Annotated in this window: 12 protein-coding genes, 1 tRNA gene and 1 pseudogene; 7 read left to right on the forward strand and 7 right to left on the reverse strand. The window is 69.1% G+C overall.

The window, feature by feature from the left end; genetic code table 11:
- Window positions 1-272: 272 nt before the first annotated feature.
- On the reverse strand, window positions 273-1,889 hold the full coding sequence (locus ACFWBB_RS05200; RefSeq protein ID WP_385267170.1) for an MFS transporter: 1,617 nt from the start codon (window positions 1,887-1,889) through the stop codon (window positions 273-275).
- A gap of 506 nt (window positions 1,890-2,395) precedes the next feature.
- Between ACFWBB_RS05200 and ACFWBB_RS05205 the strand changes: the two genes are divergently transcribed.
- The 3 genes and pseudogenes from ACFWBB_RS05205 to ACFWBB_RS05215 all read left to right on the forward strand — a co-directional run.
- Window positions 2,396-3,820 carry a DUF2252 domain-containing protein gene (locus ACFWBB_RS05205; RefSeq protein ID WP_385267172.1) on the forward strand — a complete coding sequence of 475 codons (1,425 nt, stop codon included), beginning with the start codon at window positions 2,396-2,398 and terminating at the stop codon, window positions 3,818-3,820.
- Between the two features lie 595 nt (window positions 3,821-4,415).
- Window positions 4,416-6,095 carry an RICIN domain-containing protein gene (locus ACFWBB_RS05210; protein ID WP_385267469.1) on the forward strand — a complete coding sequence of 560 codons (1,680 nt, stop codon included), beginning with the start codon at window positions 4,416-4,418 and terminating at the stop codon, window positions 6,093-6,095.
- A 304-nt stretch (window positions 6,096-6,399) separates the two neighbouring features.
- Window positions 6,400-6,612 (forward strand): annotated as a pseudogene (locus tag ACFWBB_RS05215) (tyrosine-type recombinase/integrase); the annotation flags it as partial.
- A 202-nt stretch (window positions 6,613-6,814) separates the two neighbouring features.
- Here the strand turns inward: ACFWBB_RS05215 and ACFWBB_RS05220 are convergent.
- The 3 genes from ACFWBB_RS05220 to ACFWBB_RS05230 all read right to left on the reverse strand — a co-directional run bounded on the left by ACFWBB_RS05220 (window position 6,815) and on the right by ACFWBB_RS05230 (window position 9,009).
- Window positions 6,815-6,888 (reverse strand) — tRNA-Pro (locus ACFWBB_RS05220).
- 42 nt (window positions 6,889-6,930) lie between these two features.
- A complete protein-coding gene (locus ACFWBB_RS05225) occupies window positions 6,931-7,716 on the reverse strand; it encodes a Pr6Pr family membrane protein (protein WP_385267175.1) in 786 nt (261 codons plus the stop codon).
- Window positions 7,717-8,082: 366 nt separating this feature from the next.
- Window positions 8,083-9,009, reverse strand: a complete 927-nt coding sequence (locus ACFWBB_RS05230) for a metallophosphoesterase (protein WP_385267177.1) — start codon at window positions 9,007-9,009, stop codon at window positions 8,083-8,085.
- Window positions 9,010-9,103: 94 nt separating this feature from the next.
- On the opposite strand from ACFWBB_RS05230, the gene ACFWBB_RS05235 reads away from it, so the two are divergent.
- Window positions 9,104-9,568 carry a GatB/YqeY domain-containing protein gene (locus ACFWBB_RS05235; protein WP_385267180.1) on the forward strand — a complete coding sequence of 155 codons (465 nt, stop codon included), beginning with the start codon at window positions 9,104-9,106 and terminating at the stop codon, window positions 9,566-9,568.
- Window positions 9,569-9,836: 268 nt separating this feature from the next.
- Here the strand turns inward: ACFWBB_RS05235 and ACFWBB_RS05240 are convergent, their stop codons facing one another.
- Window positions 9,837-12,125: a transglycosylase domain-containing protein gene (locus tag ACFWBB_RS05240; RefSeq protein ID WP_385267182.1), complete on the reverse strand. Its 2,289-nt coding sequence runs from the start codon at window positions 12,123-12,125 to the stop codon at window positions 9,837-9,839.
- Between the two features lie 406 nt (window positions 12,126-12,531).
- Between ACFWBB_RS05240 and wblA the strand changes: the two genes are divergently transcribed.
- Window positions 12,532-12,870, forward strand: coding sequence for a transcriptional regulator WblA (gene wblA / locus ACFWBB_RS05245; RefSeq protein WP_189927108.1), 339 nt, complete (start codon window positions 12,532-12,534; stop codon window positions 12,868-12,870).
- Between the two features lie 14 nt (window positions 12,871-12,884).
- Here the strand turns inward: wblA and ACFWBB_RS05250 are convergent, their stop codons facing one another.
- Window positions 12,885-14,315: an ArsA family ATPase gene (locus ACFWBB_RS05250; protein ID WP_385267184.1), complete on the reverse strand. Its 1,431-nt coding sequence runs from the start codon at window positions 14,313-14,315 to the stop codon at window positions 12,885-12,887.
- A complete protein-coding gene (locus ACFWBB_RS05255) occupies window positions 14,312-15,289 on the reverse strand; it encodes an ArsA-related P-loop ATPase (protein ID WP_385267187.1) in 978 nt (325 codons plus the stop codon). Before ACFWBB_RS05255 ends, ACFWBB_RS05250 begins: the two co-directional genes overlap by 4 nt.
- Window positions 15,290-15,408: 119 nt before the next feature.
- Here ACFWBB_RS05255 and ACFWBB_RS05260 point away from each other — a divergent pair, with 119 nt between their 5' ends.
- On the forward strand, window positions 15,409-15,567 hold the full coding sequence (locus ACFWBB_RS05260) for a DUF4177 domain-containing protein (protein ID WP_020129281.1): 159 nt from the start codon (window positions 15,409-15,411) through the stop codon (window positions 15,565-15,567).
- Window positions 15,564-16,028, forward strand: coding sequence for a RidA family protein (locus ACFWBB_RS05265; protein ID WP_385267191.1), 465 nt, complete (start codon window positions 15,564-15,566; stop codon window positions 16,026-16,028). Before ACFWBB_RS05260 ends, ACFWBB_RS05265 begins: the two co-directional genes overlap by 4 nt.
- Window positions 16,029-16,303: the final 275 nt, after the last annotated feature.

Consider the following 16,303-nt stretch of genomic DNA (forward strand, 5'->3'; position numbering starts at 1 on the left):
CCTCCCTTAAAAACACCCCTCGTCTTTGGGGTCCTCCCCTGCCGGGTGCGGGGGTCTCCCCCCCCGCCCCGGGGCGTCCGGGGGGCCCCCCCGCCCCGGGCGCCCCACCCCCGCCGCCCGGGCGGGCTCGACTCCGGCCGCACCGTTCGTCACCGGTCCGCACGAGGGGAGGGACCGGTGCCGAACGGTGCGGCGTCTGACGGTCCTCGGTGCTGACGCCGGCGGTGCGCCTGCCGGCCCCGCCCCGCGCTCGGTGGGCGGGTGCGGGTCCGCTACTTCCTGGCCGAGCCGGGCTGGGTCGTCGGGATGCGGTGGGTGAAGAACAGCGCGAGCAGGGCGGTGAGCGCGAGGACGGCCAGTGCCGCGCGCAGGCCGTCGATCCGTGCCTCGGTGTTCGCGTCGAGCGCGGCGTCGGTCACCTTCGGGCTCGCGTCGGCGTCGTCGAGGGCGGTCTTGAGCTGGGCGTCCGACAGGAAGGGCACACCGCTCTGGAGCTGCGCGCCCGCCTCGCTCTTGACCTGGGCCGGGACCGCCGGGTTCTCCTCGACTCCGGTCAGGAACGACGTGGTCAGCGTGGCGATCAGGATGGACCCGGCGAGTGCCGTTCCGATCGAGGCCCCGAGGTTGGTGACGGAGTTCTGGATGCCGCCGACCTCGGCGCTCTGCTCGTCCGGCACCGCGGACACGGTGACCGAGCCGAGCTGGGAGGCCAGCGCGCCCATGCCCAGCCCGATCAGCAGCAGCGGGATCGTGACGATCTCCGCGCCCGCGTCCGCGTCGAGCGCGGCCATCAGGACCACCGCCCCCGCGAACATCGCGAGGATCCCGAGCCGCACGACGCGCCGCGGTGAGACGTGCGGGAGGAGGCGCGGGATGAGGATCGCGGCGGCCAGCAGGGTCACCGAGAGCGGCAGGATGCGCGCACCGGTCTTGAGCGCGGACAGGCCCAGCGCGACCGACAGATACAGCGGTACGACGAAGAACACGCCCATCTGTACGAGGTACTGGAAGAAGAACATCGTCAGGCCGCCCGTGAGCTGCTTGTTCCCCAGCAGTGCCGGGTCCACGAGCGGCTCCCCGCCCTTTCTGACGAGCCGGGCCTCCCAGCGGAGGAAGATCCAGATCAGGAACAGACCGGCGAGCACCAGCCACACCACCGGCGACACTCCCAGCCACGAGGGTGCGTCGGGCTTCGGCCGGAACCAGCCCCACAGGGACGAGCGCAGGACCCCGAACACGAAGATCCCGAGCCCCAGGGCGGAGAGGACCGCCCCTACGAGATCGATGCGCGGACGGGTTTCGGGCACCGCGTCGGCCACCCGCCGGGCGAGCACCAGAATGCCGAGCACGAGGACCACTTCCCCGGCGAACACCCAGCGCCAGGAGAAGTACGTCGTGGCCACGCCCCCGATGAGCGGTCCCACGGCGATGGCCACGGCCCCTGCCGCGGCGACGAGTCCGTAGGCGGCGGGGCGGCGCTCCGCGACGAAGTTGCCGGCGATGAGTGCCACGATCGCGGGCAGGATCAGCGCCGCCCCGATCCCCTCCAGGAGCGACCAGCCGATCAGCAGCACCGTCAGGTTCGGGGCGAGCGCCGTGGTCAGTGACCCGCATCCGTAGACGACGCAGCCGATCATGAAGGCCCGCTTGCGGCCGATCAGCGCGCCGACCTTGCCGCCCGGGATCATGAGCATCGCCATCACGAGGGTGTACGCCGTGATCGCACCCTGGATCCCGGTCACGGTCGAGTTCACGTCCTCGGCCACCGTGGCGATCGACACGTTCATGACGGAGCTGTCGAGCGCCATCAGGAACTGGCCCGCCGCGAGCGTCAGCAGGACGATCCGCGTCGCCGTCGAACGCTTGTTCCTGTCCGCTGTGGGAGTCATTGTCGAATTGTCACAACGGCCATGACGCCATCCGAGAACGGCCCCGCGACCCGCCAGAAAGATCAGCCGGGTGGCGGGTGGCGGGTGGCGGGTGGCGGGCGTCGAGTAGCCGGCGTCGGACGTCGGGTGGCGGGCGTCGGGTGTCGGATGTTGGGTGTCGGAGGTCGGGTGTCGTACAGCGTGATCTCCGAACCAGTGGGGTGGCCGGGCGAGGGAGGTCACCCGAGACGGGTGAAGTCTGCGGGCCGGATCACTGATGACCTGGAAGCGGACACACCGGCGGGGCCGGGTACGCGGGGCCGCTGACGACCGAGAAGGCAGCCGAACCCCTCGACCCGCCGGGCCGGCGATCCCACACCGATCCCACACCGACAGCCACCGCCACCACCCGTCACCCACCACCCGTCACCCACCACGCGTTACCCGACTCGGGGCACTCACCACGCGTCACCCACCACGCGTCACCCGACACTGCGTAGGCCGGACGACTTCACGGAGCCGCTGCCATGACCACGACCGACAATCACCTGGACGGACACGACGTACGGCACCGCTCCCCGCAGGAGCGGGCCGCGCTCGGCAAGGCCGCGCGGGCCGCCGCGCCCCGCTCCAGCCACGCCGAGTTCGTTCCCGGGCCGGAACGGCCGGACCCGCTGAAGATCATCGAGAAGCAGTCGGCGTCACGGCTGCGTGAACTCGTCCCGATCCGCTACGGCAGGATGTCCGAGTCGCCGTTCCGGTTCTACCGGGGTGCCGCCGCCATCATGGCGTCGGACCTCGCGGCCACCCCGACAACGGGACTGCGGGCCCAGCTGTGCGGTGACGCGCACATGCTGAACTTCCGGCTGCTGGCCTCACCCGAGCGCCGTCTCATGTTCGACATCAACGACTTCGACGAGACCTTGCCGGGTCCCTGGGAGTGGGACGTGAAGCGCCTGGCCGCCAGCCTCGCCATAGCGGGCCGGGCCAACGGCTTCAGCACCAAGGAGCGGGCCGCGATCGTACGGGCCACCGTCGGGTCCTATCGCGAGAGCATGCGGTCGTTCGCCGGACTCGGCAACCTGGCCGTCTGGTACACCCAGTTCGACGTCAGCCACGTACGGGAGCGCTTCGGGCCGGACCTCTCCGCGCGAGGCCGCGAACGGTGGGCGCAGGCCGTGACCACGGCGCGCTCGCACGACACCCTTCAGGTCTTCGACAAACTCACCCACGTCGTCGACGGCAGGCGCCGCATCGCCCCCGATCCACCGCTCATCACCCCTCTCGAGGACCTGCTGACGGACAGCCGGCGCGACGACGTGGAGCAGGCGATCCGCCGGCTGATCGAGCGCTACGGCCAGACCCTCCCGTCGGACCGACGGTTCCTGCTGGAGCAGTACCGAGTGGCCGACATGGCCCGCAAGGTCGTCGGGGTCGGCAGCGTGGGCACCCGTTGCTGGATCGTGCTCCTGCTCGGCAAGGACGACGAGGATCCGCTGTTCCTGCAGGCCAAGGAGGCCGACGAGTCGGTGCTGGCACCCCATGTGGGGGCGAGCACGTACCGGACCCAGGGCGAGCGGGTGGTCGCCGGGCAACGGCTGATGCAGGCCACCAGCGACATCTTCCTGGGCTGGGAGCGCGTCGAGGGCATCGACGGCCGGCGGCGGGACTTCTACGTACGGCAGTTGCGGGACTGGAAGTGGGTCGCCACGGCCGAGGACATGGTGCCCCGTGGCATGCGCACCTTCGGCGCCCTGTGCGGCGCGACGCTGGCCCGCGCCCACGCGAGATCCGGTGACCGCATCGCCATCGCCGCCTACCTGGGCGCCGGCGACAGCTTCGACCGAGCGCTGATGACGTTCGCCGAGCACTACGCCGACCAGAACGAACGCGACCACCAGGCCCTCGTCACCGCCACCAGAACCGGCCAACTACCGGCCGAAGCGGCCTGAAAGCCCCGAGGCGACGTCGTCCTGGTCCGAGCGAAGGGACGCCTGCAAGCTCCGCGCCCGCTTCACGATTCACCGCGGGCGGCTGACGGCTCGGCTCACCCCGCGCGGCACGTAGCCGAGCCGACCGCCGACGGGCGGGCGGTGTGGCTCCGTCGGTACTCAGAACTGTGCCGGGCCGAATCCCTGACCAACCCACCTGGAAAAGGTAGGGACAGAAACAGCCATCAGGCGTTGGCCACCGCCGGCGTTCGCCACCGCCGGCGTTCGCCGTGCCGCGCTCCGCCGCGAACGGGAAGTGATCAAGGCGGAAGAAGATCCGTGAATCTTCGCGTGCGCGGCAACCTTTCGGCTTTCCCGGACCACTCAGTGGTGTCCGGCCAGGTGGTCCGGTCAGATGCAACAGCTGAAAGAGAGCACAGACATGTCCCACGCTCACCCGCGTCGTCGGTGGCGTACCGCGCTGGCGGCCGTCGTGCCGCGCGGCAACGCCAGCGGTCGTCGCCGATCGTCCCGTTCAGCCGAAACGGGGAAACGAAAGGTGATGCATCGTGCCCGTCGGTTGTTCGCGCGTCGGAGTGTCTGGGCGGCCATCGTCATGGCTGTCGTGGCCGGCTCCGTTGTCGTGGTCAACACGGCCTCAGCGGGAACCGTGGATCCGAAGGCGTGGTACGTGCTGGTCAACCGCAACAGTGGCAAGGCGCTGGATGGCCGCGACTTCGCCACGAACGACGGCGCGGCGGTGGTGCAGTGGGGCCGTCACGGCGGGGCCAACCAGCAGTGGCGGTTCATCGACGCGGGTGACGGGTACTACCGGCTGCAGAACCGGAACTCCGGCAAGGTGCTGGACGACCACAACTGGTCGAAGACCGCCGGCTCCGACATCGTGCAGTGGAGCGACCGGAACGGCACCAACCAGCAGTTCAAACTGGCGGAGTCGTCGGACGGCTACGTGCGTCTGATCAATCGCTTCAGTGGGATGGCCGTCGAGGTCGACAAGGCCTCCAAGGCTGACGGGGGCAAGGTCGTCCAGTACCGCGACTCGGGCGGCGCCAATCAGCAATGGCAACTCGTCCCGGCCGGAAGCGTCGGCAACACCCCCACGCCCACCGCGACGGGCGGCAGTGTTCCCACAAGCCAGGCTCCGAGCGGCACGCGCCCGTCGGCGGCGTCGTCTTCTGCGGCCGGTGGCGGCAGCTCCACGACACGTTTCATGGGGGGTAACAAGGTGCTCATCGGCGGCTCGATGTCTGACGAGTCGGCGAACGCCGCGCCGTTCGACGTCCGATACGCCTATGTGCACAGCCAGCCCGCGCCTTCGTCGGACTACTATTCGGCGGCTAAATGCCAGGATGCGTGGAAGAGCTGGTGGGGCTGCTGGTCCGGCAGCACCACGGCGCCCGGCAACTACGTGACCTGGTGGGACGATCATGTGACCCAGGCGACTTACAAGGGCAGCCCGCGCCCGCAGAAGTTCTTCTGGACCTGGTACTCCCTGCGCGACCTCGGGGATCTGGCAGGTTCGGGCGACGGTCCGGGCGAGGTCGTGGCCATCAACAGGGCTGACCTGCTCACCCGGTATATGAACGACTACCGATTCTTCCTCCAGAAGATCGGCAACTCGGACGACATGATCGACCTTGAGCCTGATTTCTGGGGCTACGTCCGGTCGCTCGGCGATCCGCACAAGGTTGCCGCGAAGGTCTCGGGCGCAAATCCGACGGATTGCGGATCGCAGGAGAACAGCGCCGCCGGACTCTCCCGCTGCCTGATCGCGATGGCGCACAAATATGCGCCGAACACCACCGTGGGATTCCACCTTTCCTGCTGGGACTGGCAGAGCAACACGCAGGGATGCGTCAAGGACTACGCGAACCTCGGTGCAAAGGACGCCGACTTCCTGGTCGCCGATGTGTCGGACCGCGATGCTGGCTGGTACGCAAAGCCGGAGCACGGCGGCTACGACAACTTCTGGACTGACCAGAAGGCCACTGCCTCGCTGGGCTTTTACAAGACGATGGCCGAATCCGTGGGCAAGCCGGTGGTCCTGTGGCAGATCCCCGTCGGCAACATGGCCCAGAACAACACCCTCAACCATTACAAGGACGACAAGGTGGATTGGTTCTTCGCGCACATGGACCAGGTGGCGAACGCGCATGTCGCCGGCCTGCTGTTCGGTGCAGGGCAGCAAGAACAGACATCGGTCGAGTCCGACGGCGGAAACCTGATCAACAAGACGGTCGCTTACCACAATTCGGGTGGTGCAGCGCTCAAGTAGGCGGAGGTGCGCGGCCGGTCGGGCATCTCCTCGATGGGGTCGGGTTCGTCCTTCGTCGGGCTGAGGCTTCTCGGCTGTTGCCGGCCATGCCACCGTCGGTGCGGGCGCCAATCGAGGCGGCCCGGGCGAAGGAGATGACCGCGTCGATACGTGACGCCGGGACGCCGAGCTCGATCGCGAGGTCGAGCGCGCCGGCCAGTCCTCCGAGAAAGCCGCGCTGATCTACCAGCGCCAAACGCAGCAAGAAGGCCCGGGTCGATGACCTGGGCCTTCTTCGTGGAGCGGGTGACGAGAACACGGCCTCGTCTTCTCCTCGGCCGTCGGCAAGCCGCTCGATGCCGCCAACGTCCGCCGCGCCTTCCGCCAGGCGCTCAAGGACGTCGACGGGATCGACGCCGACGAGTGGACTCCGCGGGAGCTCCGGCACAGCTTCGTGTCGCTGCCGTCCGACCGTGGCGTCCCGTCGGAAGTGATTTCGCGGCTCGTCGGGCACTCTGGGACGACTGTGACGGAGGAGGCCTACCGGAAGCAGATCCGGCCCGTCATCCAGACCGGGGCCGTCGCCATGGACGTATCTTCGGCACCGATCCGCGGCGGCCGTAGCTGTCGTAGTCACGCAGCCGTCCACGCACGAATCGATAGTCACGCAGTTAGACACGCAGCAACGCCAGAGGGCCCTTACCGACTCGGTAAGGGCCCTCTGAACTGCTGTTTAGCTGTCGGGGTGGCGGGATTTGAACCCACGACCTCTTCGTCCCGAACGAAGCGCGCTACCAAGCTGCGCTACACCCCGATGTCGCTGCTTGTCCTGCTTGTCGCGGCGACGTCGCTTACTTTAGCCCACTGGTGGCTCGAGACGAAATCCGGTTTTGGCGCGGTGGCTGATGGGGTTGGGGCGGGCATGGTCGAGGGCCACGAGCACGACCGCCAGGGCGTACAAGGACAGGCCGACGAGGAGGGCGTTGGCGAGGGCGTGCTTGTATCCGTGGGCCTCGACGTCGAGGAAGGGGTAGAGGTAGCGGCCCGGGGTGCCGGGAGTTATCAGCTGGGCGCGGCCGAGGGAGAACGCCAGGTAGACCACGGGGTAGACCATCCATGTGGTGGCCTGGCGCAGGCGCAGTCGGCCCGGAGGGGTCAGCAGCAGCCAGTCCAGGACAGCGGCTGTCGGTGTCACGGTGTGGATGAGGTGTCCGGCGACCAGGTGCCAGCCCGTGGGGGCGGTCGTCGTGCCGGTCACCGAGAAGGGGACGGCCGCGTCCGCCAGGAGCAGGTGGTAGACCAGGCCGGTGATCGTGACGTAGAGCAGCGCGGCGCCGGTCAGGGCTGCGGGGAGGGGATGGCGGGCCGTCCACGCGCGGCGGGCGGAGAGCAGCGTGACCAGGGCCAGCAGGATGTTGCTCTGGATCGCGAAGTGACTCAGGACCCGCAAGGGGCTGCCGAGCATCAGGGCGAGCGTCACGCCTGCGGCCGCGGTGCCGGCCAGCAGCAGGCGTAGGACGGCGGCCAGTGGACGGTGTACGCGGGCCACCACCGCCGAGGCGGGGACGGACGAGAGCAGGAGCGCGTGGGTCCGCGGTATCGCGGGCAGATCCGGGATGTCCCTGGGTATCGGCGCGGTCATGCCTTCACGCTAGGCAAGGGTTACAAAAGGGGCGATACGGGAGGGCCGTTCGGGGGAATCTCCGCCCGCCCTGACATGCCTCCGGTCCTGACATGCCTCCGGCCCTGGCATCCCTCCGGCCCTGGCATCCCTCCGGCCCGGGGTCCGTGGCGCCCGGGGATCCACCCCTCCCAGGGCCCGCCCGGTCTTGCATCCGCCCCCGCCTGGCATCCGCCCAGCCCAGGAATTCCCCCGCCGTGGGGCCCGCCCGGCCCAGGCATCCGCCCCGGCCCAAGGTCGGCCCAGAGGTCCACCCCGCGCAGGGGTCAGGTCCGCCCGGCCCTCGCATCCGCCCCCGTCAGGGGTCCGGGCCAGCCCCCGGGGTCCTTACTCCTTGCCGACCAGCGTCAGCAGCGTCACCTCTGGCGGGCAGGCGAACCTCACCGGGGTGTAGCGACTTGTTCCGCATCCCGCCGACACGTGCAGGTAGGACGTATGTCCCTCCGCCGTGTGTGTCGACAGGCCCTTGACCCGGTCCGTGTCCAGGTCGCAGTTGGTGACCAGGGCGCCGTAGAAGGGGATGCAGAGCTGGCCGCCGTGGGTGTGGCCGGCCAGGACCAGGGGATAGCCGTCCGCCGTGTAGGAGTCCAGGACCCGCAGGTACGGCGCGTGCACCACGCCCATCGAGAAGTCGGACGAGGCCGACGGGCCGCCCGCCACACGCGCGTAGCGGTCGCGCTTGATGTGCGGATCGTCCAGGCCGGTCAGTTCGATCGACACGCCCTCGATCTTCAGCACGCCCCGGGTGTTCGTCAGGTTCAGCCAGCCCGCCGCGTCGAAACCGTCGCGCAGGTCCTCCCACGGGTTGTGGACCACGCCGACCGCGGCCGCGTTGCCGTTCAGGCCGTGGCGTCCCTGGGCCTTCTCGAAGAGATAGCGGGCGGGATTGCGCAGCGTGGGGCCGTAGTAGTCGTTCGAGCCGAAGACGTACGCGCCCGGGAACTCCATCAGCGGGCCGAGGGAGTCGAGGACCTCGGGCACGCCCTCCGGGTCGGACAGGTTGTCGCCCGTGTTGATCACGAAGTCGGGACGCAGACCGGCCAGGGAGCGCAGCCAGCGCTGCTTCTTGCGCTGCCCGCCGACCATGTGGATGTCGGAGACCTGCAACACGCGCAGGGGGCGCATCCCGGCGGGCAGGACGGGGACCGTCACCCGCCGCAGGCGGAAGGAGCGGGCTTCGAAACCCGCCGCGTACACCAGACCGGCGGCGCCGGCCGCCACCATGGACAGAGGTACTCCGTATCGCGCGCGCATACGTCCATCGTGTCAGACGCCTCCAACACCCCTTGCCCCGCCGCCCCTTAAATCGGCGGGCGGGCGGCCACCCACACCTGCGACAATCGGACCCATGACCACGCTCAAGTCGAAGCTGCACGAAGACCTCAACGCCGCGATCAAGGAGCGCGACGAGCTGCGCTCCTCGACGCTCCGGCTCACGCTCACCGCGATCACCAAGGAGGAGGTCGCGGGCAAGGAGAAGCGCGAGCTCTCCGACGACGAGGTGCTCAAGGTGATCACCAAGGAGGCGAAGAAGCGCCGCGAGGCCGCGGACGCCTTCGCGTTGGGTGGTCGGGCCGAGTCGGCCGAGCGGGAGAAGGCGGAGGGCGAGCTGCTCGCCACCTACCTGCCCAAGCAGCTCGGCGAAGACGAGCTGAACGAGATCGTCGCCCAGGCTGTGGCGGAGGCGAAGGCCGCCGGTGCCGAGGGGCCGCGGGCGATGGGCGCCGTCATGAAGATCGTGAACCCGAAGGTGGCCGGCCTGGCCGAGGGTGGCCGCGTCGCCGCGGTCGTCAAGAAGCTGCTCGCGGGCTGACGCCGGTTTCCGCCGGGGCGAGGCGGGCTGACGCCGTTTCCCGCCTCCCTCGAGCCACCGGCCTCGACCCCGGCCCCGGCCCCGGTCCTGGGCCCGTATGACGAACGGCCCCCACTCTCTTCGCACGAGAAGAACTCTCGTACGAGAAGCAGGGGCCGTTTGCTGTGTTCCCGGTCCCGGTCCCGGTCCCGTTCCGGTTCCGGTTCCCCGGTCCCGTTCCGGTTCCCGGTCTCCGTATCGGCTCAGCCTCGGGGCCGGGCGTTCGGCCTCAGCCGCGCCCCCCGCCGTTTCCGTTGCCGTTTCCGTTGGTCTGGCCCTGGAAGAAGGTGCCGCCGTCGGAGCCGTTGGTCGAGTTGCCGCCGTTCGTCGAGCCGCCGTTGGTGAGCAGACCGCTGAGGAAGCCGCCGTCGTCGCCCCCGGTGGCCGCGTTGTTGTCTCCGTTGTCACCGTCGTTGTTGCTGTCGCCGTCGCCGCGGTCCTTGGCAGGCGGGTTCGGGATGTTGACGAGGTTGAAGGACGGGGCCTCCCTGCCGGCGAGGGCGCCGGTCATGGCGTCGCGCCAGATCGGACCGGGGGTGTCGCCGCCGTAGACCTGGGCGTGGTAGACGCCACCGATGCTGATGTTGGTCATCTCGACCTTCTGGGTGGCGCTGCCGACCCAGACGGCGCCCGCGAGGTTCGGGGTGTAGCCGACGAACCAGGCGTTCTTGCGGGAGTCCGTCGTACCCGTCTTGCCGGCGTTCGCACGGCCGGACAGGCCCGCCTGCTGGCCGGTACCGGAGTCGACCACACCGCTCAGCAGCGTGTTGACGGTGTCCGCGGTCTTCTCGGACATGGCCCGGGAGCACGTCGACTTCGGGACCGCCAGCGACTTCTGCTGCTCGCCGACCTTCTGGGTGATCGACTCGATGGCGATCGGGGTGCAGTACATGCCGCGTGAGGCGAAGGCGGCGTAGGCGGTGGCCATCGTCAGCGGGGAGATGCCCTTGGAACCGAGGGCGATGGCGGGCACCTCGGGGAGCTTGTCACCGTTGCCCTGCACGACGTCCAGCGCGTCGGTCATCTTCACCACGGGGCACAGACCGATGTCGGAGATCATCTGCACGAAGTAGGTGTTGACCGACAGCTCCATGGCCTTCTTCAGCTGGAACGGGCCCTTCTCGGACTCGCTCTCGTTCTCCAGCTTCTCGCTGTTCGTGTTGACCCACGGCTTGCTGCCACAGGTCTGGACGGGGCTCGGGTACTCCATCTGGTACGGCGACGAGTACTGCTGGTTCGCCGGGCGGCCCTCCTCGAGCGCGGCCGCGGCCACGAACGGCTTGAAGGTCGAACCGGTCGGGAAGCCGTAGTTCGAACCGCCCATGGAGGAGTTGACCGAGTAGTTGTACTCGGTCTCGTTCTTGCCGTAGCCGTAGGGCTTCGACTGGCCCATGCCGAGGATCTTGCCGGTGCCGGGCTCGACGAGCGTGGCGGCCGCAGCGACCTTGTCCGACTTGTAGACGTGGTCCTTGAGCGAGTCCTGTACGGACTTCTGGGCCTGCGGTTGGAGCGTCGTCCGGATCGTCAGACCGCCCCGGTTCCAGACCTTCGCCCGCTCCTCCTTGGTCTTGCCGAAGACCGGGTCGCTGAGGAAGACGCGCTCCACGTACTTGCAGAAGAAGCTGGCGCCCTTGACGGCGGTGATGCAGCCGTTCTTCGGCTCCTTGACCTTCAGGCCCAGCGGGGCCTTCTGCGCCGCGGCCGCCGCGGCCGTCGAGATGTCCCCGACCTCGGCCATGCGCTTCAGCACGGTGTTACGACGCTTGGTGGCCTCCTGCGGGCTGTTCACCGGGTCGTAGTGGCTGGGCGACTGGACGAGGCCGGCCAGCAGCGCCGCCTGCGGGAGGGTGAGGTCCTTGGCGTGCGTGGAGAAATAGCGCTGGGAGGCGGCCTCGACGCCGTACGCCTGCTCGCCGAAGAAGGTGATGTTCAGGTAGTTCTCGAGGATCTTCTTCTTGCTGAGCTCTTCCTCGAGCTGGATCGCGTACTTCAGTTCCTTGATCTTGCGGCCGATGGTCTGCTGGGTGGCCTGCGCGACCTTCGTCGGGTCGTCGCCGGCCTCCTCGACCGCGACGTTCTTCACGAGCTGCTGCGTGAGCGTCGAGGCTCCCTGGGACACCCCGCTGCTCTGCACGTTCTGGTTGAGCGCGCGCAGCACTCCCTTCGGGTCGACCGCCCCGTGCTCGTAGAAGCGCGAGTCCTCGATCGCGATGATCGCCTTCTGCATGTACGGCGAGATGTTCTTGAGATCGACCACCGTGCGGTCACGCGAGTAGACCGTGGCGATCTGGCCGCCTTCGGCGTCGAGGATCGTGGTGCGCTGGCTCAGCGGCGGTGTCTTGAGGTTGGCCGGGAGTTCGTCGAACGACTCAACCGACCCCTTGGTGGCGAGGCCCAGCGCGCCGACCGCGGGCAGGGCGATACCGGCCAGCAGGGCTCCCGCGAGCACACTGACACCGAGGAACTTGGCGGCCTGCTGCGTTGGCGACAGACCACCGCCCGAGCGCTTCTTTGGCATGAGGGCAGCCTACGTTCTCATTCGCCGGACACGCGTCAATGCCTTGGCCTAAGCTGCTCTCAACTGTCACAGCAGCAGGGCTACGTATCAATACGTCCGGCGACCCCGAATCGTTCCGGAGGTTCCCCGACTTTTTGGTGGGGGCGTGTCCGAATCCGCCTTGTGTGTCACCCGGCGTCCGTTGTGACTCAACTGAACTGTCCCGCTTGCCGGGAAAGTCGCATATGTCGCGGGCTCACTCCCCCGGGTGATCTGCCGCTTACGCATAGTCCGTTCGGGCCATTCAAGATTGGGCCCGAAGGGGGTGTTGCGCTGTGCCCACCTTCCGTAACGTCCTCAACTGGCAGCGGTGAATATGCCGCAGCCGCCGTGGGGGAGCCTCGATTCGGGAGAGGACGGCGCCGGTATGGGCTGGGTAACCGACTGGAGTGCGCAGGCTGCCTGCCGCACTACCGATCCGGATGAACTGTTCGTTCAGGGAGCAGCGCAGAACAGGGCCAAGGCGGTGTGCACCGGATGCCCGGTACGCACCGAATGCCTGGCTGACGCGCTCGACAACCGCGTCGAATTCGGCGTGTGGGGAGGCATGACCGAGCGCGAGCGCCGCGCACTGCTGCGCAGGCGGCCGACCGTGACCTCCTGGCGCCGGCTCCTGGAGACGGCGCGTTCGGAGTACGAGCGTGGGGCGGGCATCCTGCCGCTCGACGACGACCAGATGTACGAGAACTATGCGGCGGTGAGCTGAGGGAAACCCTCGGCTCAGGCGTCGGCAGCCTCAGGCAGCTCCGGCCGGTTGGCCGCGAGCCGGTTCCCGATGTCCCGCAGTCCAGTGAGGTCATGCACATCACCGGGCAGCGCGGCCACTTCGGACACCGCCACCTCGGGGTGCAGCGCGGTGAAGCGGTCACGCGTGCGCTGCTCGCGGGAGAGCAGGTGCATGCGTTCCGCGTGCAGCCTCAACAGGTCTGCGGTGAGGTCGTCCACGGTCCGGTCCGCGCCCGCGTCGGAGTCCGCGCCGGTGTGCGCGTCGGCGTTCGCTGTCCGGTCCGTGTCGGTTGCCGTGGTCCGGTCCGCGCCGGTGGGGGCGCCGCGCTCCGGATCGGTTGCGGGAGATTCTGAACTGCCGTACGTGTCGGGAGAGTTACGAAGTCCAGCTTTCCCGCCGTCCTGATCCACAATGCCGGTCTCTTCAAGATTTTCTGCCGCGCGGGCATGGACCAGGTCGAGGTTCTCCGCGGCGGCCAGTGCCCGCTCGGCCGACAGCTGGGCGGCGCCACTGCCGTGCACGCGGTTGAGCACCAGCCCGGCCAGCGGCATGTCCTCGGCGGCCAGCCGCTCCACGAAGTACGCGGCCTCCCGCAGCGCGTCCCGCTCGGGAGCCGCCACCACCAGGAACGCAGTACCGGGCGCCTGGAGCAGCTTGTACGTGGCGTCCGCGCGCGTGCGGAAGCCGCCGAACATCGAGTCCATCGCCGCGACGAACGTCTGCACGTCCTTCAGCAGCTGTCCGCCGAGCAGCTTGCCGAGCGCGCCGGTCATCATCGACATCCCGACGTTCAGGAACTTCATCCCCGCGCGTCCGCCGACCTTGGCGGGCGCGAGCAGGACACGGATCAGCTTGCCGTCCAGGAACGACCCGAGCCGCTTCGGCGCGTCCAGGAAGTCCAGCGCCGAGCGGGACGGCGGGGTGTCGACGACGATCAGATCCCACTCGTCCCGCGCGCGCAGCTGCCCCAGCTTCTCCATCGCCATGTACTCCTGCGTGCCCGCGAAGCCCGCCGAGAGCGACTGGTAGAACGGGTTGCCCAGGATCGCGGTCGCCCGGTCGCCGTCCGCGTGCGCCTCGACGATCTCGTCGAAGGTGCGCTTCATGTCGAGCATCATCGCGTGCAGTTCGCCGTCGCCCTCGACGCCCTTGACGCGGCGCGGGGTGTTGTCCAGCGAGTCGATGCCCATGGACTGGGCGAGCCGGCGCGCCGGGTCGATGGTGAGGACCACCACCTTGCGGCCCCGCTCGGCCGCCCTGAGCCCCAGCGCCGCAGCCGTGGTCGTCTTGCCGACGCCGCCCGAGCCGCAGCACACCACGATGCGGGTCGCCGGGTCGTCGAGCAGCGGATCGAGGTCCAGCACGGGCGCGGGGGACAGACGGCGCCGGGTGCTTCCCTGGTCGTGAGCCTGGTCCGGACTCATGCGATCCCCTGCTTCCGCAGTTCGGTGGCCAGTTGGTACAGGCCCGCGAGGTCCATGCCCTCGGCGAGCAACGGCAGTTCGTGCTGCGGCAGATCGAGCTCACCGAGGACCGCGCGCTGCTCGTGCTCCAGCGCGTACCGCTCGGCGTACTCCTCGGCCTGCTGAAGGAGCGGACCCACCAGCCGCTCGGCGTGCCCACCGCGCCGCGCCCCGCCGAGCCCGGCGGCGGACAACGACCGGGCAACAGAAGAACGGGTCACGGTCCGTACGAGTTCCAGCCCGTCCTCGTCCAGCACCTCGGGGCGCACCATGTTGACGATGACCCGCCCCACCGGCAGCTTCGCCGCCCGAAGTTCGGCGATACCGTCGGCGGTCTCCTGGACGGGCATCTCCTCGAGCAGCGTCACCAGGTGCACGGCCGTCTCCGGCGATTTCAGCACCCGCATGACGGCCTGTGCCTGATTGTGTATCGGGCCGATCCTGGCCAGCCCGGCGACCTCGTCGTTGACGTTCAGGAAGCGGGTGACGCGTCCGGTGGGCGGGGCGTCCATGACGACGTGGTCGTACACGAACCGCCCGTTCCTGTCCTTGCGCCGAACCGCCTCGCACGCCTTGCCGGTGAGAAGCACGTCCCTCAGGCCGGGCGCGATGGTGGTGGCGAAGTCGATGGCGCCGAGCTTCTTCAGGGCCCGTCCGGCGCCCCCCAGTTTGTAGAACATCTGGAGGTAGTCCAGAAGGGCCAGTTCGGGATCGATGGCCAGTGCGTACACCTCACCGCCCCCCGAGGCGACGGCGATCTTGCGTTCCTCATAGGGCAACGCCTCCGTCTCGAAGAGTTGCGCGATGCCCTGCCGGCCCTCCACCTCGACGAGAAGCGTCCGCTTCCCTGCCGTGGCGAGGGCGAGGGCGAGTGCCGCGGCGACCGTCGTCTTACCGGTCCCGCCCTTGCCACTGACGACCTGGAGCCTGCTCACGTCTTCGAGCGTAACCATTCGGCGCCCGAGACAATCGGGAGACTGTGGACAACAGGGGTCGGTATCGGCCACATGGTCTGTGGAAGAGGCCCTCCGGATCAGCGGATACAGTCGGCCCCATGACCAAGTGGGAATACGCAACCGTGCCGCTGCTCGTCCACGCCACGAAGCAGATTCTGGACACCTGGGGCGAGGACGGCTGGGAGCTCGTCCAGGTCGTGCCCGGGCCGAACAACCCGGAGCAGCTCGTCGCCTACCTGAAGCGGGCGAAGGCGTGAGCGCGGTCGAGGCGAGGCTCGCCGAGCTGGGGCTGACCCTGCCGTCGGTCGTACCGCCCCTCGCGGCCTACCAGCCGGCCGTGCAGTCCGGCCTGTACGTGTACACGGCCGGCCAGCTGCCCATGGTGGACGGCAAGCTGCCGATCACCGGCAAGGTCGGCGCCGAGGTCACCCCGGAGGAGGCCAAGGAGCTGGCCCGCACCTGCGCGCTGAACGCCCTGGCCGCCGTCAAGTCGGTCGCGGGCGATCTGGACCGCGTCGCGCGCGTGGTGAAGGTCGTCGGCTTCGTGGCGTCGGCCACGGACTTCACCGGCCAGCCCGCCGTCCTCAACGGCGCGAGCGAACTGCTGGGCGAGGTCCTCGGCGACAAGGGCGTGCACGCGCGCAGCGCGGTGGGCGTCGCGGTACTGCCGCTGGACGCGCCCGTGGAGGTCGAGATCCAGGTGGAACTCGTCCCGTAGGCCCCTCCGGACGCGCCTGCGGGCTTCTGCGCAGGCGTCTCGTGGGTACTTCCCGGACGTTCTGCGGGCTTCCCGCGGTACTTCCCGGACGCGCCTGTGGGATGTCCCGCGGGCCTCGTGCAGGCACTCCGGAGGTGCCTCCCGGATGCCCACGAGCTTCCGTGCAGGTGTCCCGTGGGCACTTCCCGGACGCTCTGCGGATGCCAAGCGGGATGCCCTTCGGGCTTCTGCGTAGGCATCCGAAGGCGCCCCCCGAGGCGGCTCTGCGGTCGTCC

Origin of the sequence: Streptomyces sp. NPDC060000, assembly GCF_042737375.1 — a bacterium.
GTDB lineage: Bacteria > Actinomycetota > Actinomycetes > Streptomycetales > Streptomycetaceae > Streptomyces.